This window comes from Pseudoalteromonas sp. ATL1 (genome assembly GCF_058933015.1).
Genome location: NZ_JBZYXL010000002.1, coordinates 270,358 through 295,159, shown reverse-complemented (window position 1 = coordinate 295,159; position 24,802 = coordinate 270,358). Strand labels below are relative to the sequence as shown.

The following is a 24,802-nucleotide window of genomic DNA, read 5'->3' as shown; positions in this document are numbered from 1 at the left end:
GAAGCTTAATTTATCATGCAAGTAGAAACGATTTGTGAGTTAAATAAACAACTGATGATGCTACAGTCTGCGTTCTCGCAGGCACCTTTTCCTAGTTTGGAAGAGCGTGTGCAGCATTTAACGTTGATCAAGGAGCGGTTAGTAGCAACACAGGCACAATTTGTTACTGCAGCCAGCTCTGACTTTGGGTCGAGAACAGAGTTTGATTCGGTCGTTGGTGATATTGTCCCTACGGTTAATGCTTTGGGCTATATGATCAAACATCTCAAACAATGGATAAAGCCACAAAAGCGCAGTGCGGGATTAATGATGTGGCCATCGAGTGTTAAGGTGCAATATTCGCCAAAAGGTGTGGTTGGCGTTATTTCCCCATGGAATTTTCCAATTCAGTTGGCTATTTTACCCGTTGCTACATCCTTGGCTGCAGGCAATAGGGTGATGCTTAAATTGAGTGAATTTACCCCGCATGTAAACGCTATAATGAAAGAGTTGTTTGCAGGTTTGGAGTCTCATTGTGTGATTGTAGAAGGGGATCATCATGTTGCGTCTGCGTTTTCCAGCTTGAAGTTTGATCACTTGTTTTTTACCGGCGCAACAGAAGTCGGTAAGAAAGTGATGGCTTCGGCCGCGCAAAACTTAGTGCCAGTAACTTTGGAGTTAGGTGGAAAGTCGCCAGTTATCGTGGCCAATGATGCTGATATAGAGCATGCGGCAAGAACAATTATGTTCGGTAAGCTTTTAAATGCAGGACAAATTTGTGTTGCACCTGACTATGTTTTGGTTACCAAAAAAAATGCGCAAAAACTTGTCACAGAGATACAAAAACATTACGACGCACAATATCCAAACCGTGAGCAGAATCACAAACTATCCAGCATTATAAATGAGCGACAAAGCAAGCGACTTTGGGGTTTGCTTGATGACGCTCAGAAAAAGGGCGCGACTGTCTGGCCCGACAAGGTGCAAGCAGATGTAAACACGCGTATGGGGCTACATATTGTCACTGATGTGAATTCTGACATGGCAATTTTGCAGGATGAGATATTTGGACCCATTCTCCCAATCGTGGTGGTTGAGGACTTAAAATCTGCAATGAGTTATGTGGAGTTGCGTGAAAGGCCATTAGCAACTTACTTGTTTACGCAAAGTAAAGCTGTAGCTGATAGTGTTGCACGCGGTGTTCGCACAGGCTCATTGTCAATTAATGAAGTGGTATTGCAAGTGGCGGTTGAAGATTTACCTTTTGGTGGGGTCGGTTATTCTGGGATTGGAGAATATCACGGCAAAGAAGGATTTATAACCATGAGTCATGCGAAGAGTATTGTATATAGCGGGAAATTTGCCCTGTTACGCTCAAGGTTGCTGATAAAACAGCCGAAATGGCTGCTGGCTTTAGTAAAAAAATTAAGTATGAGATAACTAGGTAAGATAGGCGTCAAATACATTTTGCTTAGTATATTTGGTCTAGATAAAAATAAAAACACAAGCTAAATAAACGCCTAACAGACTCTTATTTAGCTTGTGATTAACAACTTAATTTATTAGTAACAATAGAAAGTGCATCGGTACGCATCAGTATTACAATAGAAGCTTGGTGGTGGCGCAGCACCACCAATTTGAGGTGTTACTTTTTCAGCTAAGGTTTTTCCTTTAGATAGACTTTTTATACTTTTTTTGTTCAATAGTATCTTCATATTATTTTCCTTGTTTATTTTATGTAACTAAATTAATACGGCAATAACAAGTTAGCACAAAAATAAGGTAGTAGCTACCGAACCAAAAAAATACCTAACAATAATTTCTTAATTGATTTACATTTTAGTAAATATTTTTACGGGGTCTTACCTCAGGAATATACTTACGCTCTTGAATCTTATAGTAGATTTCATTCGCTTTTTCTGTTGCTTGTTCAATTTGTGAAGGCGAAAGTTGTTTCTCATCTAGTTGGCGGCTTTTTGCTGCATCTTGGTTGCCGTTATATTCGGCAATTAAGTTCCAAATGAATGACTTCACTATATTTTTACTGACACCTAGCCCCTGGAAATACATAAGGGCTAAGTTGAATTGCGCGAGTGTGTAGTTACTGGCAGCGGCTTTCTCGTACCAGTCCATTGCGGTATGGTAATCTTTGACTACCCCATCACCATTGGTGTACATCACACCTAAGTTAAATTGTGCGGCGGCCAAGTTCTTTTTTGCAGCTCGAGTAAATAATTCAACGGCACGCTGTTTATCTTGCTTTACTCCTTCGCCATGCTCATACATCACGGCAAGTGAAAACATCGCATCTGCCACGCCAGTATTGACGGCGTCTTGAAATAGTTGCGCTGCTTTTCTAAGATCTTTGGGTACGCCATAACCGCCTTGGTACATTTTTGCTAGTTCATATATACCGGGTCCATACCCCATGTCTGTCAAGTATCTAAATTCTTTGAGTGCCTCTTCAAATTGCCCTCTATTTGCCGCCTCAATCCCTTCTTCAAGACTTGCGTTGCTAGGCGTTGCCCATGCCAACATGCTAATTAAAACGGCGAGTTTAAATTTTCGATGCCACATATTAAATCTCCTACTTATTTAAACAATGCCTCAATGGTAATAAGACCATTGCCATGGTCTTATATTGGACCACTAATAGTGAACTAAGTGCAAGGAAAATTGATGTTTTGAGTAGGTCTGTGGGCCAAAAATTATGTATATGTGCCAATCCTTTGGCTCTTCACTATTTATTTAGGGTTATTGGGGTGGGTTGAATATTTGGCTTTGCATAGCTCAAGCGCGTGATATTTTCCGTTTTGTGATAGCTGTCTAACCCACTAATTGCAACGGTTTCGAGGATTTCATGATCAACGAAACCATCAGGATGAAGCGCCTGTTCATCATCTAAATAAATGTCTGTAATTTGGCCAATCACAAGCTCGGTCTGATTCAGCTCGATGGTTTGCGTTGATTTGAGTTCCAGGGCTACTTTCAATCTGCTTTGAGCCACAAATGGTGCTGAAAAGCTGCCTTTGTATTCACTCGTTAAGCCAACTGCTGCAAATTCAGACACATCTTTTGGATAGCGGGCCGATGTTTGATGCGCTTGAGTAATCATATTTTGATGAACTTGATTGAGTGTGTAACAGCCAGTTTCAATCATGTTTTCAAGCGTGTGTCTAGGTACCGAGTGTGGTCGTATAATCATCCCTATTAACGGGGGATTTGCGCCGACATGGAATACCGAACTAACGATCGCTAAATTTTCTTGGCCTTGTTTATCTTTGGTGCCGACGAGATTGGCACTTTTAAAGCCCGAGAGGGAATTAATAAGATGAACACGCTTTTGTTGATCAAGGCTATCAATATCTTTAGATGAAAAATGCATAGTCTTTACGCCTTAAAATTTTTGCTTTGAAACTTGTTTACCATTCGATGGGTTCACCTTGCCAGTCGATATAGTCGACCTCACCATTGTGGTCGCGGTTAGCTATCAACTCGCTGAGTTGAGTCGCGACAAAGCCAGGAGTGAACAATTTATCGGTTGCTACATTCTTGTGGAAGGGCTTTGACAGCGGGGTATCGGTCGTTCCTGGGTGGAATAGCACACATTTGCAGTGTTTTGCGCGTCGCGCCAGTTCAATGGCAAGTGTTTTTACCGCCATATTGAGCGCCGCTTTTGAAGCCCTGTAGCTGTACCAGCCGCCGAGTCGGTTGTCATTGATACTCCCGACACGTGCACTCAAGCAAGTAAGCACGCAGTGGCTGTTTGTATCAAGATGCGTAGCAATCGCTTTGAGCCACAGTAGCGGAGTCATAAAGTTCGACTCCATTTGCCAAACCAAGTAGCTAGCAGTAATATCTTCAAAACGTTTTTCTGGTGAAAATCGCTCATTATGAAGTTGGCCATTAAAGATTGTGATGCTCGATGCATTTGCGATTACGAATCGTAATTCGTGTACAGTTTGCAGTATACTTTTCTCGTCATAATCTGTAGCAAAGTGGTTATGATATTCGTCAAATTCCGCAAACTTGCTTTGACTGATTGTTATGATGCGCCTAGATGGAAAGCGCAGACGTTGTTCCTTTAAAAATGCCTGGGCAATTTCACTACTTGCACCGATAATAATGATGGCATCTTGATGTGCATTCATAGTTTGCATCCGTTTTTACTACAGCGATTAGGCATTAGCAGTCGCGATATTCCCATACGATGTTTGGCGAAGAACATATAAGCCAAATCAGCGAACCAGCGTATTGGCACAATGCGTATAAGCTTGAGCCAAGGGTATTTGTCAACACTGCGCCATGCTTTGTAAGTGGCATCTAATCCTAGCCAAATATTTCCCTGTTCATCTTGCGCGTGAAGCACCGTGAGCGCTGACGATTTGTCAATGTGAGGAAAGCGCATTGAAAAATCTTCATTGTGAAGATTGATCGTTGTGATTTTCTCTTGTGCATCATATTTTTTCAGCTTTTTCATTTCTGCTACACATAACGGGCAGCTGCCATCATAAAATATTTTCATGCTGCTTTGAGTCCTTACTTTGGTACAGTAGTTTACGTTCAACAGGTAAAAATAGATCGCTCGTAAATCGAATTAATCTCGGTATAGTGAGTAGTATAAAATATCGACAAAGGATGCATTATGACTGAGCAATATCAAACATTGAGAACCAATGTCAGTATGTTGGGTGAATTGTTGGGACAAACAATAAAACAAGCCCAAGGCCAGCAAGTTCTTGATAAAGTAGAACAAATAAGAAAGCTATCGAAATCTTCACGAAATGGTAGTGAGCAAGATAGAGCACGACTCATTGAAACGTTACACGCGCTCACAGACGAAGAATTATTACCAGTGGCTCGTGCATTTAATCATTTTTTAAATCTTGCGAACGTAGCAGAACAGTTTCACACCATTTCAAAACAAGGTGCGCCAGAAGGGACTATGGGGGCGCTAAAAAATACCTTGTTAGAGCTGAAAAAGCAGGTAGAGTCAGGGTCATTAAACCTCAATCAAGTGGCCAATACCGTGGCCAACTTGAAGATGGATCTGGTATTAACCGCCCACCCAACTGAAGTAACGCGTCGCACTATTATCAGCAAACACGTTGAATTAAGCGAATGTTTAGAAGCGCTTGAGTTACATACTTTAGATGATCATCATAAAGACTATTTGTTAGATAGAATTGAGCAACTTATTAGCCAAGCGTGGCACACCAATGATATTCGTGATAAACGACCAACCCCTCTGGACGAAGCAAAATGGGGTTTTGCAGTAATAGAAAACAGCCTATGGGAAGCTGTACCAAAGTTTATTAGACAATTTCACAGCTATTCAAAAGAGTTACTTGATTTGTCGTTGCCAGAAGACTTTTCGCCAGTACAGTTTACATCGTGGATGGGGGGAGATAGAGATGGCAACCCGTTTGTAACGGCGCAAATTACGCAAACGGTGCTCGATCATGGGCGTTGGATGGCGTTGGACTTGTATTATCGTGACCTTGATAAACTAAGTGCAGAGCTGTCGATGCACCGAGCCAGTCAAGAATTAAAAGATCAGATTGGCGAACATAGTGAACCATACCGTTTCTTACTAAAGATGCTTAAAGCACAAGTTAGCGAAACAATCGCTGCACTTGAACATAAAATCAAGAATGAACCAAGCAAAAAGCAAGACAAAATAAAGCATGTTGGACAGTTAAAGGCGCCGCTAGAGCTGATATATCGGTCTTTGACGCAAGAAAACATGAGTGTTATTGCAAACGGTTTGTTGCTTGATGTGATCCGTCGCTTAAATTGTTTTGGTGTCAATTTGTGTAAGCTGGATATTCGACAAGACTCCGCGCGCCATACAGAAGTATTTAGTGAGCTGACAGGATACTTGGGTTTGGGTAAATACGCTGATTGGTCAGAAAGTGATAAGCAGGCATTTTTGCTCGCAGAGCTAAATTCTAGAAGGCCGTTAATACCTAAGCATTGGCAACCAAGTAGCAATGTGCGAGAGGTATTAGATACCTTTGAGGTGATTGCGCAACAAGATGAACACGCGTTAGGCATTTACATTATTTCGATGGCACAGAACGCGTCTGACGTTTTAGCGGTCGAACTATTGCTGCAAGAAAGCGGTTGTAAATTCAAACTCCCAGTAGCCCCTTTATTTGAAACTTTAGATGACTTGAATCGCAGCGCGCATGTCATGACAGAGTTGTTTGCTCAATCTTGGTATCGACAACATATCAACCGCAAGCAATATGTCATGATTGGTTATTCAGACTCAGCGAAAGATGCCGGCATGATGGCGGCTGGCTGGGCGCAATATAGCGCAATGGAACAATTGGTTAATATTTGTGAGCAGCAAGAAGTCGAGCTTATCTTATTCCACGGCCGAGGCGGTACGATTGGTCGTGGTGGTGCGCCAGCGGCACAAGCTTTACGCTCTCAACCACCAGGTTCTCTAAAAAGTGGATTAAGAGTGACTGAGCAAGGGGAAATGATCCGCTTTAAGTTCGGTTTGCCTAAGGTGGCCACGCAAAGTTTAGCAATTTATAGCAGTGCGATTATTGAAAGTAATTTGCTACCGCCGCCACAGCCAGAGTCTAGTTGGCGAGAGGTAATGGCACTTATCTCTGATGTGTCGTGCGAGCACTATCGCAGTATCGTGCGAGAAGATCCTAACTTTGTACCTTACTTTAGAATGGCGACACCTGAAGTTGAGTTAGCTAAATTACCACTGGGATCGCGACCTGCAAAACGTAATCCAAAAGGCGGTGTTGAGAGCTTGAGGGCAATTCCTTGGATCTTTGCTTGGAGTCAAAATCGACTCATGCTACCGGCTTGGTTGGGCGCAGTACAGGGGTTACAAAAGGCCTTAGATACCTATGGAGAGCAAACACTTAACTTAATGAGTGAGCAATGGCCTTTCTTCAGAACGCGTTTGGAAATGTTAGAAATGGTGTTTTGTAAAGCGGACAGCTGGTTAAGCGAGCACTACGAACAAGGATTGGTTGAAGAAACCTACAAACCGCTAGGCCGAAGCTTAAGAGCTGAGCTTGCGCAAGCGCAAGAGTTAGTGCAACGATTAGCACCTGATTCAACTTTATTGTCAGCACAGCCCTGGATAAAAGAGTCGATAGCACTTAGAAATCCGTATACGGACCCTCTAAACGTATTACAAGTCGAGTTATTAAATCGCGCCAGAATGAGTCAAAGTCATGACGTTGACAATGCCTTGATGATCACAATGACGGGCATTGCGGCTGGTATGCGCAACACAGGCTAACACGCGTGTCACTAAAGGGTGAAACTCTCATCCTTTAGTGCTGTTTTTAGAGTTTATGTTCACTTATTAGTTCTATATTTATTGACTTTGTCCCCAACGTTAATAAAATTGCAACTGGTTAAACCAGAATGTAATACTTAAAGTCGCCTATCTGAGAATAATAACTGGGCGTGTTGTCTTTATCCTGAGGTCCAATGTCTACACTATCAACCAGTATCACGTACGATGATACGACTTCACTCATCCTGATGACGTTACGAGGCGCAGTAAGTGCCGAGGATGTTGTGAATGTATATCAAATTGCGAATGATTACGCTAAGTCGCACAATAGTAAGAAAATTCTCATAGATCTTAGTGAAGTTGAGCACCGTTTTGCGGCTATCGATATTGTAGAGTTTATGCCTAAGGTCGCCCATTACCTTCGTGATTTTGCGGTAGCGAGAGTTGTTGGTTTTGAGGGGTACATGCATGACTTGTTCTTACAAAAAGCAAAGCGCTATGATTTAAATGCAGAAAATTTCGAATGTTTTAAATCTGCAAAGCAATGGTTGTGTAATTTATAGAATCTGCTTAAACTGTGCTGCCATTAATCAATTATGTTTCAATAATGGCAGTATTTAATCCGCAACAATTACAACAACTACAAGAGCAAGCCAAAAGTGCTCGCGGTAAGTTTTCTCAATCTCAACTAAATCAGCTTCAGCAGCAACTTAACTGTGATTTAAGCACTTTATTACAAGCCCTCGTGCCAGTCGCAGCGTGCTTCTCACAAGCTCCTGTATCAAATTTTAATGTTGGAGCGGTTGCATACGATGGTGCGACAGGCTGTGCGTATCTTGGCGCAAATTTAGAATTTTCTCATCAAGCATTAAGCCTAGTCGTTCATGCTGAACAGTCAGCTATCAATAATGCGTGGCTTAACGGAGCCAAGCAAATCTCGATGATTGCGATTAGTGACGCGCCTTGCGGTTATTGTCGTCAGTTTATGTATGAGCTTGATAGAGCGGGTGAACTGAATATACTCCTGCCTGATCTAGACACTAATTTAAGTACATTATTACCCAGTGCATTTGGACCACAAGACTTAGACAATTCAGATAGGCTGCTAGCAAGCGAATGTGCACATGTGTTAAATACCTCTAAACCTATCAGTGATGTACTTAAATCGCATGTTCAAAGCGCGTACGCTCCTTATTCTGACAACTTGTCTGCGGTAGAATTAGTGACGCTTGAACACGGTACATTCTATGGTCGTTATGCAGAAAATGCCGCCTATAGTCCTAGCCTATCGCCAATGCAAAGTGCGTTGAGTCAGTTGGCGTTAGCGGGAGTGACTATCCCAGATGTAAAAATTGAGGCGCTGACTTTGGTTGAAACTCAAGACAAAGAGAACCAAAAGCAAGTGGCGGAAGCTGTTTTAGCTAGTTATGACGAAATCGCTTCGTTAAATTATGTGACGGCAACGATAGAGAAAGTTTGATATTAAGGTGTGTTAGGTCGCCATCAGTTTTATGGCGACCTATATTGATTAGAGCAGTAATTCAGCAGCTTTAATTACTACGGCAACCGAGTCATGCTCAACTTTAGCATGGTCCACGGTTGGGATCTCTTGGCGCGTTCTGTTCACTAATACACCTGCGACACATGCGGCTTTAAGTCCTAGCGCTGCACACATGGTAAATAATGTGGCAGATTCCATTTCATAATTCATGACGTTAAGCTTTTGCCATTCTTCACAGCTACCCTGAAATGCTTTGTTTACATAGCCTGAGTATGTATCGTAACGCTCTTGTCCAGGGTAAAATGTATCACTTGATGCGGTAATACCAACATGATGTGTAATGCCCAGTTCAACGCACGCATTGACCATAGCTTGCGTACAATGGAAGTCTGAAACCGCAGGATAACTCAGCGGTGCAAAATGCTGACTTGCTCCATCTAAACGAACAGAAGCCGTGCTTACTAACACATCGCCTTCGTTAATATGAGGTTGGATCGCGCCCGTTGTGCCAACGCGTAAGAAGGTTTTAACACCCAATTGCGCTAATTCCTCTACGGCAATTGAGGTTGATGGTCCGCCAATACCCGTAGAACAGATCACAACAGATTGGTTCTGAATCGTTGCTAGGTATACGTGAAACTCGCGTGTTTGTGCTAGGCAGATTGGATCGTTAAGTCTATGAGCGATACGTTTAGCGCGTTCAGGATCGCCGGGTACAATAGCCAGAGTTGCACCGTTAAGTGCTTGTTTATCTAGCCCTAAATGAAATACCTTCTCCATAGTAAACCTTATTTTATTCTAAAGCGTAATTTTGGTATAAGTGACTTTAAAGTACAGGACAGATGTCCGGCAAAGCGCTCACAATTGTTCACATACTTGCATCTTTATACTTGTTCTTCTAAACCTTAAGTGTAGCAACATTTAGAGGACACATTATGCCAGCATCACCACCTATTGATAAACACACTGAGTTTGCACGCTGCTTTGAAAGTAATAAAATTGGTACCTTTGCAGCTTTTCACTGGTTAGCACTTGCTATTAAAGATATGACAAGAGCGCCAATTCTGAGCCTGATTTACGGCGTTATTTTTACCATTATCCCAGCATCTATAATGTGGCTCGTGTATCAATCAGGAACGCACCTTGTGATTTTACCAGCGGTGGTTGCTTTTGCACTTATAGGGCCAGCATTTGCCGCCGGCTTGTATGATGTTGCGTGGGAGCTTGAGAAAGGGCATACACCGACATTGTCACATAGCTTGAAATCTATGTTTAGAAACCCCGCAGGTGAATGGGGTTTTGCTATTTTACTGATGGTGATAATGATAGTGTGGATGCGCTTAGCTGCGCTCATCCATGCGCTTTATCCCAATGTACCAAACCCAACTTTTGAGCAACTGTCTGCATTTTTAACGCTCGGTTCGATTGTTGGTGGGATTTTGATGGTATCGGTGTTTGCTATCTCGGCGTTCACGCCACAAATCATGATGGAACGTCGTGTCGATATCATGACTGCGGTTGTGAGTTCTATGCATGCGGTTAAAACTAACGCCAGTGCCATGATTGTATGGTGTGCATTAATAGTCGTGCTTGTTTTGCTCGGTTTTTTAACCGGCACTGCGGGCTTTATCATCATTATGCCACTATTAAGTTACGCGAGTTGGCATGGCTATATTGCAATTATTAAAACCAAGAAACCTCGAGGCTATGAATAGCTCTAACTATTCATAACTATTGAATATTAAACCACGGTAGTCATTTTGACTTGTACTGCCGTGGTTGACTTTGTTTGTCACAGTGTTATACCTCCTGCATAAATCACTTATTCATTGTGTAGCTCACATATAGGTTTAAACTTTTTAATCTCAACAATATGAATTTAAAGGGAATTTATTTTTATGTTGTGAGAGGTTTTCACTCGTTTACATCGTGACTGAAATACAGCTTGCATGCGTTGACTAAATATATGCTTTGAGCAGTGTGCGAATGAATATGCATGAATTACTTTCTTTGGAGGTTTACTATGACGATCACAAAACAACAATTTCAAGATAAGCTGGCGCAGTGTTTGTGCCCTCCCGGAGATGGAGTTTTCACAGTTAATACCGCAAAAGAAAGAAAAGACGCGCTTAGAACTAAATTGTACGGACAGACTGAAGGTGTTGACGAACTATGGAAAGCATCACTGTCGCAGATTGATGCGTCTGAACACAAAGCTGCAATTTTGGGCATTAGTTCAGATTGTGGTGGTGGTATTTTGCGCGGTGCTAACTGGGGCCCATTGTTTTTGCGCTCGACGCTAATTGAGCAACAGCCTCAAACCAGCGCGTTTGATTTGGGAGATGTTCGAGTTATACCGCATTTATTGCATGACAAGTATTTAAATGATGCAACCATCAGCAATTGTCAAAAGGCGCTGTATCAAGACGAGAACTCTCAATATCACGTGTCACCGCTATCTATCACAGAAGATGTGTGTGACGGCTTCTACCAACATTATCCTAACAAGGGGATATTTGGCATCGGTGGTGATCACTCAATTAGCTACCCACTGACCAAATCTTACCTTAAAGCAAAACGTGCTGAAGGCAAACGCACAGCGATTATTCACTTTGATGCACACACAGACTTATTGGTAGAACGTTTGGGTATTGATCTGTGCTTTGGCTCATGGTGTACACACATTTTAGAGTTTTTACCGGCACCGCATCACCTGATCCAGTTTGGTATCCGTTCAAGCGGAAAAGACAAATCACATTGGGAATCGACCTTTGGTGTGAAACAGCATTGGGCTCACGAAATTAGAGAAAAAGGCGCCGATGCGATTGTTAAACAGGTTATTGATCAGTTAAAAGCCGATAACGTCGATGAGCTGTACGTCAGTTTCGATATCGATGCGCTAGATGAAGAGTTTGCATCAGCGACTGGTACGCCAGAAGGTAATGGTATGACGCCAGAAGAAGCGTTGACTATCTTGCGAGCATTGCGAGATGAATTTCCAATCACAGGCGCAGATATGATGGAAATAGCGCCATTTACCGACAGCTCCTTGGCAGGACAAAGCAGCTCGGAAACAACATTAAGAGAAGGTGCTAAAATCTCTGCGTTCTTAATCGATGCAATAAACAACGCATAATAATTGTTGTTGGGGTAAGCAAGCCAACTTGGTTTGCTTGCTCTTGTGATATTGTGCTGCTTTTCTGTTCTATTACCCATGATTGAGCTATATTTTTGTTGTTCACAAGGATACAGGCAGTTTTTGAATGCGCATATGGTTAATGATATTTGGGTTGTTTGCTTGCACTTTGCAGGGTGCAGAACTCAATGTCTTAACTGAAGAGTTTCCAGACTTTCAGTATACAGACTCTCAAGGTAATCTTGTTGGCTCCGCAGCAGACACAGTTCGCGCAGTTTTACAGATGACTGATATTGATTATTCAATTAGCGTAGAGCGCTGGGCCGTCGCGTATAACGCCGCGCAACGTAATCCAAATAGTTGTATTTTTTCCATCGCTCACTCAGAATCGCGAGAACCTTTATTCGACTGGCTGTTTCCCATAGGTGGGTTTAGTGTGTCATTTTATGGGCTCGATTCACGAGACTATGACATTAAGACTTTGGAAGACATCAAGCGCTATAAAACGGCGGTTATTAGGCAAAACTTTAGTCATTTATACTTAAAAGAAAGGGGCTTTGTTGAAGGGCAACACCTACTTATAATTTCTACTTTTGACAATGTGTTTGAAGTGTTGGCAACGAGAAGAGGCTCACTTGATTTAGTGATTTTAAGTGACGTGCAATTTGAGTTTAAAAGTAAGAAAGAGCCGTTAGCTAAACAGCTTAAACGTATTTATAAGCTACCCGATTTTGGTTCAAAACTTTATTTTGCTTGTAATAAAGCACTGCCGAAACCAATTAAAAATAAGATAATTGACGCGTACAATGCATATCAGGCATCGAAAAAATAGGCCTCTAATAATCTATTTTTTAATTGTAGGCCATGCAAAGCCATGAAAGGTATCGAGATAAAGCTGCTCTACTTTTTCTCTTGCCCAAGGTGTACGGCGCAGGAATTTCAAACTTGATTTAACACTTGGATCATGAGTAAAACAACGAATGTTGACTACCTCGCCCATTGCTGCCCAACCCATTTCTTGTTCAAGCTTAATGAGCATTTCTTCTAGTTTTACCCCATGCAAAGGGTTGTTGGGTTGTTGTGTCATTTTAAACTACCAAAATCAAAACGCCTATTTTACCCTGATTGTATTTACTCGGTCCAGCCTTACAGGGTCACCTTGTTCATTGGCTTTAAGCCAAACTAGGCGACTATTTTCTTGATTGGCAAACTTATGGCTACAAACAAAATAAATATCGAACTGTTTGATCATTGCGCCTTCACTATATTGTTGCCCTTGATACCAGCAAACTCTTTCTGGATTTTCAAGTAATGCGATATTTCTATGATTAGAATCAACGGCAAATACGTTGTTTGCTGATACAAATAATACGCTAAGCGTAATAAATATAAGTGATTTCATGGCATAACTTCCATAGTTGGCTAATCTTTAAAGCGGAACACTTAAGTGCACGCTATGCATGACACTATATAGTTAACTATAACAAAATTAAAAAACAAGAAGGGGATAGCCATGGCGTTTGACCAAGATATGATGGCAGAGCTTACGTTACTTGCTAAATTTCCAAGAACGAGCATGCATCAAGGAATTAAAATTCATAGCAGCGCGGAGCAAAGTTTACGGGATGCTGCACAAAGGCTATATGACAAGGGGATAATAGATAGCCCAGATGGCGGGTACCTCACCGATCTAGGCTTAGACTTGATAACGCACTTAGACCAAGTCCATTGTGCGTTACAGTAGATGATTATTGCGCGTCAGGTTGATTTTCTGGCGCTGCATCGATAAATGCTTTTAGTTGATTGCAGCGCTCGTAAATAGCGGCAATTTTCGGATATGGCGTCATATCAACTTTAAAACGCAAAGCGTTAAATACTTGGGGGACCAAGCAAATATCAGCAAGCGTTGGTTTGTCGCCAAAACAAAACTCACTTTCACCTAACATCGCTTCGAGTTTTTTGAATCCTTCAATCACCCAGTGGCGGTACCAAGTGTTCTTTTGCTCGTCGTCAACGTTAAGTTCTTGGCTTAGATATTTAAGAACACGTAGGTTATCAATAGGGTGTATATCACACGCGATTGCATAACAGAAGTTGCGTACTTGTGCCTTTTGCCAAGGGTCGTTTGGTAAAAGCGGCGTGTCCGTGTGGGTTTCTTCCAACCACTCTAGAATAGCAAGAGATTGAGCCAATACGCCTTGTTCAGTTTCAAGGGCTGGTAGTAAACCTTGTGAGTTCTTATTGGTGTATTGCTCACCCTGTTGTTCAGATTTTAAAAGATTAACTGCAACTAAATCATGTTCAATGTTTTTCAAATTCAGCGCGATACGAACACGGTAGGCTGCTGATGAGCGAAAGTATGTATATAGCTTCATGGCTTATTCCTTAATCACGACAAAAGGCACTCAAATGAGTGCCTTATCAGTTTGGCTTACGTTATGTTACGCGCCTTTGTAATATTTTTTAATGCCTTTCCAGCAATCTAAGTAATTTTGTTGACGCTCTTTACCTTCAAGCGCGTACTTAGTTGGTGAAATGACATAGCGAGATTCGAACATAAACGCGAGTGTGTTTTCATAGCGTTGTGGCTCTAGTTCAGCATTGGATGCTTTCTCAAACACATCCGCTTCTGGCCCATGCGGAGACATGCAGTTATGTAAGCTCATGCCACCCGGTACAAAGCCATGCTCTTTCGCATCATACACACCTTCAATTAGGCCCATGAATTCACTCATGATGTTACGGTGGTAATACGGTGGGCGGAATGTGTTTTCTGCCACCATCCAACGTGGAGGGAAGATCACAAAGTCAACGTTTGCCACACCCTCTGTGCCTGAAGGCGATGTTAAAACAGTAAAGATTGACGGATCTGGGTGGTCAAAGCTTACTGTGTTCATCACGTTAAAGCGTGCTAGGTCGTATTTATACGGTGCGCTGTTGCCAGTCCATGCAACCACGTCTAGTGGTGAATGGCCAATGTCGCAACGGAAAAGATTACCATTAAACTTAGCAACTAATTCAAAGTCACCTTCTTTGTCTTCGAACGCGGCAACTGGGTATTGGAAATCACGCTCGTTGGTGTAACCATTTGCGCCTACCGGACCACGCTCTGGTAAAATCAGTGGATGGCCGTAGTTTTCGCAAATATAGCCACGAACTTGTTCGCTGATGAGTTCAACTGAGAACTTGATACCGCGTGGAATAACCGCAATTTCACCTGGACGAAGCGCTAATTTACCACACTCAGTATGCAGTACTAATTCACCTTGTTGTGGTACAAATAACAATTCACCATCAGCATTATAGAAGTAGCGGCCGTCCATTGAAGTGTTAGCAACATATACGTGAATACCAATACCGGCTTGACCGTTAGCGCTACCGTTTGCGGCCATGGTCACTAAGCCATCGATGAAATCGGTTTTCTCTGCTGGGATTTCAATCGGGTTCCAACGCAGCATCGTTGGTGGTGTTGGTACTTCAGTGATGGGCGCTGTGCGCAATAAACCGTTGTCCATTGCTTGGTAATCACCTTGTACTACTGATGGGCGAATGCGGTAGAACCAGTTTCTGCGATTGTCTGCACGCGGTGCTGTAAACGCCGTGGTGTTATATTGCTCTGCGTACAAATCATATTTTACTTTTTGTGGAGAAAACTGGCCAATTGGTAATGCGCCAGGTAATGCTTCGGTTTCAAACTCATTACCAAAGCCTGTTAGGTATTGAAATTCGTTGCTCATAATCTGTGACTCCTTAGTAGATGGGGTTAAGATACTCTCATGTGAGAGCATTATCAAGTGTCTTTCACAAATGAGTTTGTATATAATTTTTTACGGATGTATTTGAGGAGCAAAAGGCGTTGAGCAAGGTGTCACTAAAAATAGACGAATTCCTACCTTATAGATTAGTAAAATTAGCGAATAAAGTGAGTAGCGCCTTTTCTCAGGTGTACTTTGAACAAGCGGGTCTAACTGTGCCACAGTGGCGTGCTATCGCTCATTTGGCGCAGCAGGAAAAATGCTCCGCAAAGCACTTGTGTGATTTGGCTGAAATCGACAAATCAACCATGTCGCGTGCTGTCAAACAGCTAACAGATAAGCAACTCATCGAATTGTGTACAGATCCGAACGATAAGCGAGCTAAATTGCTTAGCTTAACTAAAGCGGGAGAGGGGCTTTATGCACAATTGTCGCCAAAAGCGCTTGAATGGGAAGCGGCGCTGCTCGCAGAATTATCTGAAAGTGAAAAGCAAATGCTGAGCAATGTGATGAACAAAATAGAGTCACAGGTTGATAAGTTATAAAAAGCCAATTTACCAGTTCGTGCAGATCATTTAGGAGATCCTGACCTTCGTCAGGATGACAAGAGGCATATGTTAGGATATCGCCACCTTCCCGAATAGTCTCGTAGCTTATCCATTTTGTCATTCTGAACTTATTTCAGAATCTCATCACTTTAAACGCTTGTTACTTCAAGAATCTTGCGTAGATGTATGCTGTAGCGGAAATAATAAGCCCCGGAATAGGGATCAGCAGTACATAGGGCGTAAATAGAATCACCCCTGAAAGGGCTGACGGCCTCCCACCAAACGGGTCAAAAAACATGATACTGAAGTAGACAAAAAAGATGATTAAATTGGTCGTTAAAAAATACAGATAAAAGTACAACTTTGATGATTCAAAATCTGAGTAACGGATATATAAGAAAGCAATCAGGTAAGGCGCAAACTTGGTATTGCAATCCATCAATATGGTAAAAATAAAGACAAAAGTGTGATTGGCTCCGCAAAGTCACCGCGTAGCAAACTGAAAACTGGCATACTGATCAACACAAACATGCCGACCACAATATGTTTTACATTGAATAACGATGAGACGTGTCTATTTGAAAGATTGAACAAAAACTATTCGCTTATTTTGTTTCTTAAAAGGGAATTTTACTGCGCTGAAACTTCAGAGTCTATAGCAGAAAGTGGTTTGTGCTGGAAGAATAAAGAACGTTTTTATTAAAAGAAAAGGCCAACAAGTGTTGGCCTTTTGAATTTATGCGCTAATCATTAAGTGATTAGAAAGTGTAACGAACACCAATCTTCGCTTGCCATGTAGACGCGCTCTTAACGATTTGTGAGTAGTTACGCACGTCAGAACCTTTGTAGCGTTGGTCGATGATAAGCTTGCCTTCATCGTCAAGGCCACCAAAGTCATATAGCTTTTGGTCAGCATAAGCTATCTTCTTCTCGATACCCCAATCACTATTCAGTAGGTTAGCGAAGTTGTCGATCATGAAGTAGATCTCGCCTTTATGGCCTTCGTAGAAACCAGGGATCTCTTGCTTAAAGCTAACATCCATGCTTGTTACCCAAGGTTGAGTACCTGTGTTACGGCCTAAGATTTGACCTCTTTCTGAGATACCAGCACGGTTAAGCAGTGTTTCCAGCTGTTCCCAAGATAGTTGTGACTCATCCCAGTTCACTTTTGCATCATCAGCACCAGTTGGGATATATGCTAGGTAAGCTGATGTACCATCTAAGTTTCGAGTATCACCGAAGTCACGGTCTCCGTATGAGCCCATAGTGTAGCTAAATGGACGACCAGAGCGGCGTTCGAAGAATACGTTAAACTTAGACGCATAGCCATCGAAGAACTCGGTTTGATAACGGAAGTTCACTTTGAAGCTGTGCTCAACTTCGTAGTGACCACGACCAACTAGGTCAACATTACGGCTTTGTGTAGTCGCGTGCTTGTAGTTGCCATCGGCACCTGATGCAGTACCAGGAGCAATATCTTCAACATCTTGGTGTGTATAACTTGCTGAAACATAAATGCCATTATCCCACTCTTTTGCAAGTGCTGTTGAGAGGATAATAGAACGTGGGTTTACATCAGCGTTGGTCATCATGATGTCGTAGTTATCTTTTAAGTCACCTTCATAAATGCTCTCATAAATAACTCGACCTGTTGCTGATGTGCCAACTGGTTTGATAGCGGTGTTGTGCCATACTGCTTCATTTTCTTTTTTGTGGTAAGCAAGTTCTGCAGTCCACTTAAAGCCGTCGCCAAGAAGCTCTGAGTCAAAATCATATTCAAAACCTAGCTGTGCACGAATGCTTGAAGGCAGTTCAAAATTAGGATCTGTGTAGTTAGTGCTACCAGCGCCTTGCGCTAGTGAATTTTGAATATCTTCAGGTACGCGGGTGAAATCTACTTGCTCAACACCTGAGAAATAGTCATTAATCGCATTCTGTGACGCTTCCACATTAGTGATACCGTCATACTGGAACGGGTTATTATACCAAACATTAGGTACACCGCCTTGGAAACGACCAATACCACCATTGATAGTTAACGCTTCAGTTGCATAGTATTTAAAGCCAACACGCGGAAGAATAATGTCTACACCATCCAAGTTTTCTTGGTTTGTATAGCCGTATGTCTTTTGGAAAGCGGTATTTAGCGCAGGTTTGTCGCTTGATGATAAACGCTCATAGCGAACACCGGCAGTTAACTCAAGATCGTCAGTAGGGTAAAACTTATCTTCAACATAGAGTGCTAATTGTGTACGAGTAGCATCATAGGCAAGATCTTTGGCGTTGTTAGTATAAGCGTTCATGTAAGAAAACTCATAATCGCCACGTCTGCTTTGTTGAAGTTTTTTAGCTGCAAAGTCTTCAATACTTGCAAATTCCCAAGAACCTCTAGAGTTTCTCGCATATAAGTTGTAAAGGCGCATGCTATCTAGCTGAGCACCAAAGTTAATTTCATGCTCACCTAGTAGGTAAGTTGCATCAAACGTAAAGGCAACAGTTTCCGTCTCTGCTTCGTTTTCATGGCGGTTAATATCACGGCCAAATTCGAATGCGTCACCACGACCACCATTTACATAAACTTTGATTGCGCCTAATGGAGAGTTTGAGACACTATCAGTAGTTACATTTTTGTATGATAGACCAACCTCAGTTGTGAAGTCATCGCTCCAATCAGAGTAAAGCTTAGTCGCAAAGTTGTTAAACTTGGTAATGTGTTGGAAACGCTGAGATGCCATTGAAACTGTTGAACCACCAGTTGCAAAGCCTCTTGTCTCTTCTTCATCTTGCCATTGGTAAGTGAAGTCCGCGCGGTGTGCTTCACTAATGTTCCAGCTTAGTTTGACAAGTAAGCTATCACTACTTTGTTCAGGATTACCACCAAACTCGTCTTGGATACCATAAACGCTGTTTAATGTGTTAATAAAATTGTCGTAGTCTGCTTTGTTTACATCAAACTCATGTGCTGTGCCTGAGCCATCGAAACCGTAATCCATATCTTTCTCTTCTTTCCAAGAGTTATAGTTTACGAAATAGAAAAGCTCGTCTTCTAAAATGGCACCGCCAGTACTAAAACCAAAGCGTTTTTCTGTAACAATTGGGTCTGTGCTAGCTGTTTCAAATGTTTTGTGACCATCAGCGTCTAATACGTTGTCACCGGCGCGGTGAATACGTTCGCCAGCATCATTGTATACATCTTCTTTGTATGTAACGTCAGAGATGTTCTCTAGTTTACCAGCTAGGCTAGGCGTACTTGTTTCATAGAAACCTGTAAATGTGTACTCGTTAGAGCCAGATTTAGTAACAGCATTGATTGTACCACCGCCAAAATTACCTTTCTTGGCTGAGAAAGGTGACGCGTCAACTGAAATTTGCTCAATGGCATCTAACGCTACAGGTGGTTGGTTGGTTGGGTAACCGCCAAAGTTCAAACCGAAGTCATCGTTTTGACCGATGCCGTCAACGGTTAAACCGTTTGTTCTTGGATTGTTACCTGCGATCGTTAGTTCGCCATTACCGCTGATGCTAGCTAATGGGTTTAAACGTGCAACGTCTTTAATGTCGTTGTTAAAGCTTGGCACGTTAGCGATGGTGTCAGCACCAAATACGCTGTTTGAACCGCCAGCTTGTTGTACGATTTTATAACCCGTTACTTCAATCTTTTCTACTTTTTGTAGCGGTTCAAGTTGGTTAACGATACGGTGTGTGTCACCCAGCTCTAAGAAAATGTTATCAAGCTGAGCGTCTGAATACTTGTCTGAATCAAGCACTACGCGGTATGGACCGCCAACACGAAGACCTTTTGCGATGAATGCACCTGACTCGTTAGTAGTAAAAGTGCTAATTGTGCCTGTTGGCTCGTGAATAACAGTAACTTTAACGTTTGCAGCAGCATCTCCAGTTGGAGTGGTGATTTTACCACGCATAGCAGATGATGTATCAGCAGCAAATGCACTTACAGATACGCCAAGAGCTAATGCTAAAGCGCCGGCCACTTTAGTTAAGCGAACGTTTTTCATTGTGTTGTTTCCCGTGTGTTTAGGTTGTTTAAAGTTAAAAATTACAAGCTCAGTCTCCATGTACTAAGCCCGTTGAATAAGCTTTATCGTGTTTCTTCAAGTTAAAACACGGCTAACTCCTAATGGGGTTAGCCGTGCTTGAATGTATTTTTATGAAGTTACATCGATAAAGAAAATATCTTAGAAGTTATACTTCACACCAAGGCGGATTTCATACAGCGATGGTTTGATTTCAAAGTCAGTACCTGATGGGTTATTAAACTTCTCAAATACATATTTTCCGTCTTCAATTGAAGCAGTAACCGCGTTTTGCATCTTGTTGCCTTTGTTCAACGTACCCCAGTCATCATTCAGTAGGTTACCTACGTTTTTGATAACGAAGAATGCAGAACCTTTATGGCCTTCAGCAAAACCAGCGAACTCTTGCTCTACCTTCAGGTCGAACGTAACCCACCATTCACCTTCTTGAGAGTTACGGTCTTGGATACGACCGCGAGATAGACCTTCTTGCTCTACCCACTTGTCAAAAGCCGCTTTATCAAAGTCTGCGCCATAAACTACGTTGGCGTCATCAGCTGTTGGTACATAAAGTAAGTCACGGTTTTCGTCAGCAAAACCGAACATACCTGTTTTCGCAAATGTATATGAATACGGGTTTGTTACACTCGCTTGGCCGAATAGGCTGAACTTAGTATCTAAGCCGTCGAACAATTGCGTTTTGTAAGAAAGTGACATTGTTGCACGGTGCGGTACTTCGTAATCAGACGTTGCTACACCCGGGTCTTGTGGATCAGCCGTTGCAATTCTGTGGAAGTTAGAGAAAGCCACCGAGCTGTCCATTGGGTGCACATCTTTAGATACTGAGTACGCGTAAGAAAGCGCTAAGTCGATACCATTTTCAAAAGACTTATTCATACCAAATGACAATACATGGCTATAACCGTCTTTGCCTTTAACGTTTGTCAGCATTAAGTCTGAATTGAACTTATGAAGGTCATCATTGTAGATAGGGCGACCGTCTGGTGCAGTTTCAGTCACGATAGTGCCGTCTTCAAGCTGCTTCATATTCGACAGTGTTAAGTTTTTAACAAGCGCAGAATCTTGCTTATCTGTGTATAAGTAATCAACTGTGAATACGTAATCAGATTCTGTTACGTAAGTGGCACCTAATGAGAACTTCCATTCTGATGGAATTTCAAAATCAGGGTCGGTTACGTTCGTGCTGTTATCCGCGCCACCCGCTGCAACTTTGTCGAACAATTCTTGTGGGATTGCATAACCTGGCTTGCCACCATCAACAAACGCAACCGCATCATCACCTAGCAACTGCATGTTTTTTTGGTTCTTCTGAACGTTACGAATACCGTCGTTTGAATAGCTGTTAGAGATCCAAACGTTCGGGTTACCACCAGAGTACAGACCAATACCACCGCGGAACTCTAACTGGTCGTTATATACCCAGTTGATGCCTAAACGTGGTTGTAGTAAGTCAACACCATCAAGGTTTTGTTGGTTTGAGAAACCAAAGCGTTCTTTAAATTTTGCGTTGTCGGTCGGTACGTCATCACTTGTGTACCAATCGTAGCGAAGACCCGCTGTGATTGAAATATCGTAGTCAATCAGGTCAAACTTATCTTGGAAGTACAGTGTGTTTAATGCGTATTTAAACTCACCGGCTGCGTCTGCAGGGTTGTGAGAAGCTGCATTACCGTAGTAAACACGAGCAATACCGTTCTTTAAGTCTTCGATGCTCTTAAAGCGATGTTCGCCTTCGTTGTGCTGAACGAACATGTTAAATACGTCTAGCTCTTCACGCTCATAGCCAAAATAAAGCTCGTGGTCATCTAGATAGTAAGTACCCGCAAGTTTTAATGATAAGTTGTCATATTTAAGCTTATTTGCTTGACGAGAGTCATCTGGACCTAGGTACACAGTTACATCATTAACATCTACTTGGAACTCACCAAAACCAGATGCTCTATCTAAAGAGATTTGACGGTTATCAAGCTCTGAATAGCCAATACGTACTTCAGTTGAGAATACATCGCTCCAGTCTGAATAAAGAGATGTCACGAAAGATTGTAACTCTGCGCCACGCTCATAAAAGTGATTCGACAAAGATAAACGATCTGAACTTGAATCCGACTGAGAAAGTGAGAAGCCATCGTTATAGTTATATACAAAGCTTGCACGGTGGTCGTCGTTGATGTTCCAGTCTAATTTAACAAGAATTTTCTCGTCTTCAACTGGCATGCTTGGCACCATAGAACCTGCATCATAGTCATACTGTTCTTTAGTGATAGCGATAATTTGGTCGATGTCAGCTTTGCTGATCTTACCATTAGCATACGGCGTATATTCGAAGATTTGCGAACCTTCTAACTTTTCGTAGCTAGTGAAAAGGAAAAGGGTATCTTCAATGAGTGGTAAGCCGAAGTTGTAACCGTAACGCTTTTCATTGTAGTCACCCGTTGCCTGAGTTTTACCATCAATTTTATCGCCAGCCAGAGAATCATTGGTGTAATCGAAGAACAAGCCACCAGTTAATTCGTTAGTACCAGACTTTGTAACTGCGTTAATGTTACAAGAAGTGAAACCACCGTATTGAACGTCAAATGGAGCAAGTTCTACAGCAACTTGGTCAATAGAGTCAAAAGAAAATGGAATGCGCTCAGTTGGGTAACCGTTACTGTTAAGACCGAAGTTATCATTCATACGCATGCCGTCAACAGTTAAGCTGTTGAAGCGAGGGTTACCACCGGCACACTGAATAGCGCCAGAGTTACTTTCGTCGACGTAAATACGTGGATCAGTGCGTACGATGTCTTTAATGTCACGGTTAATGGCAGGTTTGTCTTGAAGATCTGCTAGAGAAAAATGCGTTGCAGGACCTGTACCACCAGATTGCATAGTCATAGGACGACCAGTAACGACGATCTGTTCTATGTTTTGTTGTGACTTTAGTTGAACTGATAATGGATAAGTTTTACCTAATGAAAGGTAAACATCTTCTACCATGGTGTCTTCAAATTTATCTGAATCAACGATAATTTGATAAGGACCACCAACGCGAAGGCCTTTTGCTGAGAAAGTACCGCTCTCATTCACTACTGCTGTTTTTACAGAACCTGAAGGCGTATGGATGATAGTAATTTTTGTACCAGCCGCTGGGTTACCCAGCGGACCTACTACCTCACCTTTCATACTAGATGCTGTGTCATTAGCAAATGCAGCGCTGCTTGCACCAATGCTTGCTGCGATAGCAAGCGACAGTGTGGTTTTGCGCAAAAGAGTTTTCATTATGTTGTTTCCCGTATATTTAGTCTTACTAGGTTTTATTTTGAAGTTGCAGCTTTTGAAGTCTTAAGTGCCTCTTTTAGGGGCTGCGCGTTCTTATCAAAAATTTGGTTCAGTAGGCCTGCTAAGCGGATCCCACCTTGCTGCAAACGGGTTCTAACCGTTGGCATGTAGGTGTAAATGTACCCATAACTTATGTCAGTTTCATTTAAGTCATAGACTTTTTTAGAAATATAATGAGATTCAAGCAACCAATCAGAAGGTTCACTGTCTAAATATTCCTCAATGATACCTTTATTTGACGTTTTTATGAAATTTGTAAATTCGGTATATGAAAGCTTTTCGTTTTCTATCAGCAAAGAATCCCATGTACTGTGTAGATTTGATTTGTCACCAAAGAACGATACTTCAATAAGGTTGCCACCTCTATCTGCCGCTCTGCCGACATGGAATGGTTGATGTCCGTCGCCAACAAGGTGAACTAGAAAGCGTAATGCAAAACGCTTTTCTTCAAGGGAAGTTTTGTCTGATTTAAGCGTGTTGATACCGTAATAGATACCATCGAGGATATTTTTAACTTGTTCTTTAGAAGAAAGGTCGTGGTGCACGTGATTGTGCATATTTTCAGGATCGGTCACATTAATGTAGTGCCATTTCGAAGACTTTTTACGCCAAAACGTACTGCTGTCTGAGCGCATCTCATCAGCCCATGTAGAAATTTGAGCGAGAGACTGGCCGTCGAGTAAAGGCTTAATCGCTTCTACTGTGGTAGGCGTGAGGTTTTGCTCTGCAAGCTCCCCAACTATTCTATGGCCATTTGGACCCCATGCAAAAGCTTGGGCTGAAGTCACTGCTGCTACAGCAATCACGAAACTAGACAGTTTTTTCATTAACATGATTTTATTTACTCTGAGTATCAAACACGGTTGCGAGCCGCTATTTCAATAAGGTCAATTGTCCTTGTTTTTCAAGAAAACAAAAGGAGTCAATGGTATTCATAATTTCTTGTTAATAAAGTCTATATATCAATTGGTTATAACCTTTAGGTAATATTACTTATTGCAATAAGTAAAGAAAGTTGCTGTAATGTCGGTGAATGATACTTTGGTAGAGTTTGGTTTTGTCTGACTATTACATTTTGAACAAAAAATGCACGTTTCTTGTGGTGCTTTTACTCAGCGTACTTGTTATTTGGTTTGTTCCCCAGTATTTGGTTAACAGTAAGTTAAGTAAACTTCAACCAGTCAATACGTATTCTTACAGCTGTGATATTGCGTCAAGCTCTAATTTA

The 24,802-nt window shown here is 42.0% G+C and carries 21 protein-coding genes; 9 read left to right on the top strand and 12 right to left on the bottom strand.

Features of this window, described 5'->3' with window-relative positions; genetic code table 11:
* The first annotated feature begins 15 nt into the window (after nt 1-15).
* A complete protein-coding gene (locus AC5FX4_RS19510; protein WP_493608085.1) occupies nt 16-1,419 on the top strand; it encodes an aldehyde dehydrogenase family protein in 1,404 nt (467 codons plus the stop codon).
* A gap of 399 nt (nt 1,420-1,818) precedes the next feature.
* On the opposite strand, the gene AC5FX4_RS19505 is transcribed toward AC5FX4_RS19510, so the two are convergent.
* The 4 genes from AC5FX4_RS19505 to AC5FX4_RS19490 form a co-directional block, all read right to left on the bottom strand.
* Nucleotides 1,819-2,556: a tetratricopeptide repeat protein gene (locus AC5FX4_RS19505; protein WP_493608084.1), complete on the bottom strand. Its 738-nt coding sequence runs from the start codon at nt 2,554-2,556 to the stop codon at nt 1,819-1,821.
* Nucleotides 2,557-2,719: 163 nt separating this feature from the next.
* A complete protein-coding gene (locus AC5FX4_RS19500; protein ID WP_493608083.1) occupies nt 2,720-3,364 on the bottom strand; it encodes a flavin reductase family protein in 645 nt (214 codons plus the stop codon).
* A 37-nt stretch (nt 3,365-3,401) separates the two neighbouring features.
* On the bottom strand, nt 3,402-4,130 hold the full coding sequence (locus tag AC5FX4_RS19495) for an SDR family NAD(P)-dependent oxidoreductase (RefSeq protein WP_493608082.1): 729 nt from the start codon (nt 4,128-4,130) through the stop codon (nt 3,402-3,404).
* Nucleotides 4,127-4,504 (bottom strand): thiol-disulfide oxidoreductase DCC family protein, encoded by a 378-nt coding sequence (locus AC5FX4_RS19490; RefSeq protein ID WP_493608081.1) that lies wholly within the window; start codon nt 4,502-4,504, stop codon nt 4,127-4,129. Before AC5FX4_RS19490 ends, AC5FX4_RS19495 begins: the two co-directional genes overlap by 4 nt.
* Before the next feature lie 120 nt (nt 4,505-4,624).
* Between AC5FX4_RS19490 and ppc the strand changes: the two genes are divergently transcribed.
* The 3 genes from ppc (at nt 4,625) to cdd (ending at nt 8,738) form a co-directional block, all read left to right on the top strand.
* The gene (ppc, locus tag AC5FX4_RS19485) at nt 4,625-7,258 is read left to right on the top strand and encodes a phosphoenolpyruvate carboxylase (protein ID WP_493608080.1); all 2,634 of its coding nucleotides are present in this window, start codon (nt 4,625-4,627) and stop codon (nt 7,256-7,258) included.
* 194 nt (nt 7,259-7,452) lie between these two features.
* The gene (locus AC5FX4_RS19480; RefSeq protein WP_493608079.1) at nt 7,453-7,821 is read left to right on the top strand and encodes a hypothetical protein; all 369 of its coding nucleotides are present in this window, start codon (nt 7,453-7,455) and stop codon (nt 7,819-7,821) included.
* 44 nt (nt 7,822-7,865) lie between these two features.
* Nucleotides 7,866-8,738, top strand: a complete 873-nt coding sequence (gene cdd, locus AC5FX4_RS19475; protein ID WP_493608078.1) for a cytidine deaminase — start codon at nt 7,866-7,868, stop codon at nt 8,736-8,738.
* 48 nt (nt 8,739-8,786) lie between these two features.
* Here cdd and udp read toward each other — a convergent pair whose 3' ends face one another.
* Entirely contained in the window at nt 8,787-9,539 is a 753-nt protein-coding gene (gene udp, locus AC5FX4_RS19470) for a uridine phosphorylase (RefSeq protein WP_493608077.1), read from the bottom strand.
* A gap of 155 nt (nt 9,540-9,694) precedes the next feature.
* Between udp and AC5FX4_RS19465 the strand changes: the two genes are divergently transcribed.
* The 3 genes from AC5FX4_RS19465 to AC5FX4_RS19455 all read left to right on the top strand — a co-directional run bounded on the left by AC5FX4_RS19465 (nt 9,695) and on the right by AC5FX4_RS19455 (nt 12,727).
* On the top strand, nt 9,695-10,474 hold the full coding sequence (locus AC5FX4_RS19465; protein ID WP_493608076.1) for a DUF2189 domain-containing protein: 780 nt from the start codon (nt 9,695-9,697) through the stop codon (nt 10,472-10,474).
* Nucleotides 10,475-10,782: 308 nt separating this feature from the next.
* Nucleotides 10,783-11,895 (top strand): arginase family protein, encoded by a 1,113-nt coding sequence (locus AC5FX4_RS19460; protein WP_493608075.1) that lies wholly within the window; start codon nt 10,783-10,785, stop codon nt 11,893-11,895.
* A 127-nt stretch (nt 11,896-12,022) separates the two neighbouring features.
* Entirely contained in the window at nt 12,023-12,727 is a 705-nt protein-coding gene (locus AC5FX4_RS19455) for a type 2 periplasmic-binding domain-containing protein (protein ID WP_493608074.1), read from the top strand.
* A gap of 12 nt (nt 12,728-12,739) precedes the next feature.
* Here the strand turns inward: AC5FX4_RS19455 and AC5FX4_RS19450 are convergent, their stop codons facing one another.
* Together AC5FX4_RS19450 and AC5FX4_RS19445 are read right to left on the bottom strand one after the other, a co-directional pair.
* Entirely contained in the window at nt 12,740-12,982 is a 243-nt protein-coding gene (locus AC5FX4_RS19450) for a VF530 family protein (protein ID WP_493608073.1), read from the bottom strand.
* 24 nt (nt 12,983-13,006) lie between these two features.
* Entirely contained in the window at nt 13,007-13,297 is a 291-nt protein-coding gene (locus tag AC5FX4_RS19445; protein ID WP_493608072.1) for a DUF1496 domain-containing protein, read from the bottom strand.
* A gap of 111 nt (nt 13,298-13,408) precedes the next feature.
* On the opposite strand from AC5FX4_RS19445, the gene AC5FX4_RS19440 reads away from it, so the two are divergent.
* A complete protein-coding gene (locus AC5FX4_RS19440; RefSeq protein ID WP_493608071.1) occupies nt 13,409-13,639 on the top strand; it encodes a TIGR02647 family protein in 231 nt (76 codons plus the stop codon).
* 4 nt (nt 13,640-13,643) lie between these two features.
* Here the strand turns inward: AC5FX4_RS19440 and maiA are convergent, their stop codons facing one another.
* Both maiA and hmgA read right to left on the bottom strand, forming a co-directional pair.
* A complete protein-coding gene (gene maiA, locus AC5FX4_RS19435) occupies nt 13,644-14,270 on the bottom strand; it encodes a maleylacetoacetate isomerase (protein ID WP_493608070.1) in 627 nt (208 codons plus the stop codon).
* 66 nt (nt 14,271-14,336) lie between these two features.
* Entirely contained in the window at nt 14,337-15,632 is a 1,296-nt protein-coding gene (gene hmgA, locus AC5FX4_RS19430) for a homogentisate 1,2-dioxygenase (protein WP_493608069.1), read from the bottom strand.
* 128 nt (nt 15,633-15,760) lie between these two features.
* Between hmgA and AC5FX4_RS19425 the strand changes: the two genes are divergently transcribed.
* Nucleotides 15,761-16,195: a MarR family winged helix-turn-helix transcriptional regulator gene (locus AC5FX4_RS19425; RefSeq protein ID WP_493608068.1), complete on the top strand. Its 435-nt coding sequence runs from the start codon at nt 15,761-15,763 to the stop codon at nt 16,193-16,195.
* A 761-nt stretch (nt 16,196-16,956) separates the two neighbouring features.
* On the opposite strand, the gene AC5FX4_RS19420 is transcribed toward AC5FX4_RS19425, so the two are convergent.
* The 3 genes from AC5FX4_RS19420 to AC5FX4_RS19410 all read right to left on the bottom strand — a co-directional run bounded on the left by AC5FX4_RS19420 (nt 16,957) and on the right by AC5FX4_RS19410 (nt 24,407).
* Nucleotides 16,957-20,214 carry a TonB-dependent receptor gene (locus AC5FX4_RS19420; protein WP_493608067.1) on the bottom strand — a complete coding sequence of 1,086 codons (3,258 nt, stop codon included), beginning with the start codon at nt 20,212-20,214 and terminating at the stop codon, nt 16,957-16,959.
* A 180-nt stretch (nt 20,215-20,394) separates the two neighbouring features.
* Nucleotides 20,395-23,514 (bottom strand): TonB-dependent receptor, encoded by a 3,120-nt coding sequence (locus AC5FX4_RS19415; protein WP_493608066.1) that lies wholly within the window; start codon nt 23,512-23,514, stop codon nt 20,395-20,397.
* A 35-nt stretch (nt 23,515-23,549) separates the two neighbouring features.
* Nucleotides 23,550-24,407 carry a S1/P1 nuclease gene (locus tag AC5FX4_RS19410; protein ID WP_493608065.1) on the bottom strand — a complete coding sequence of 286 codons (858 nt, stop codon included), beginning with the start codon at nt 24,405-24,407 and terminating at the stop codon, nt 23,550-23,552.
* Nucleotides 24,408-24,802: the final 395 nt, after the last annotated feature.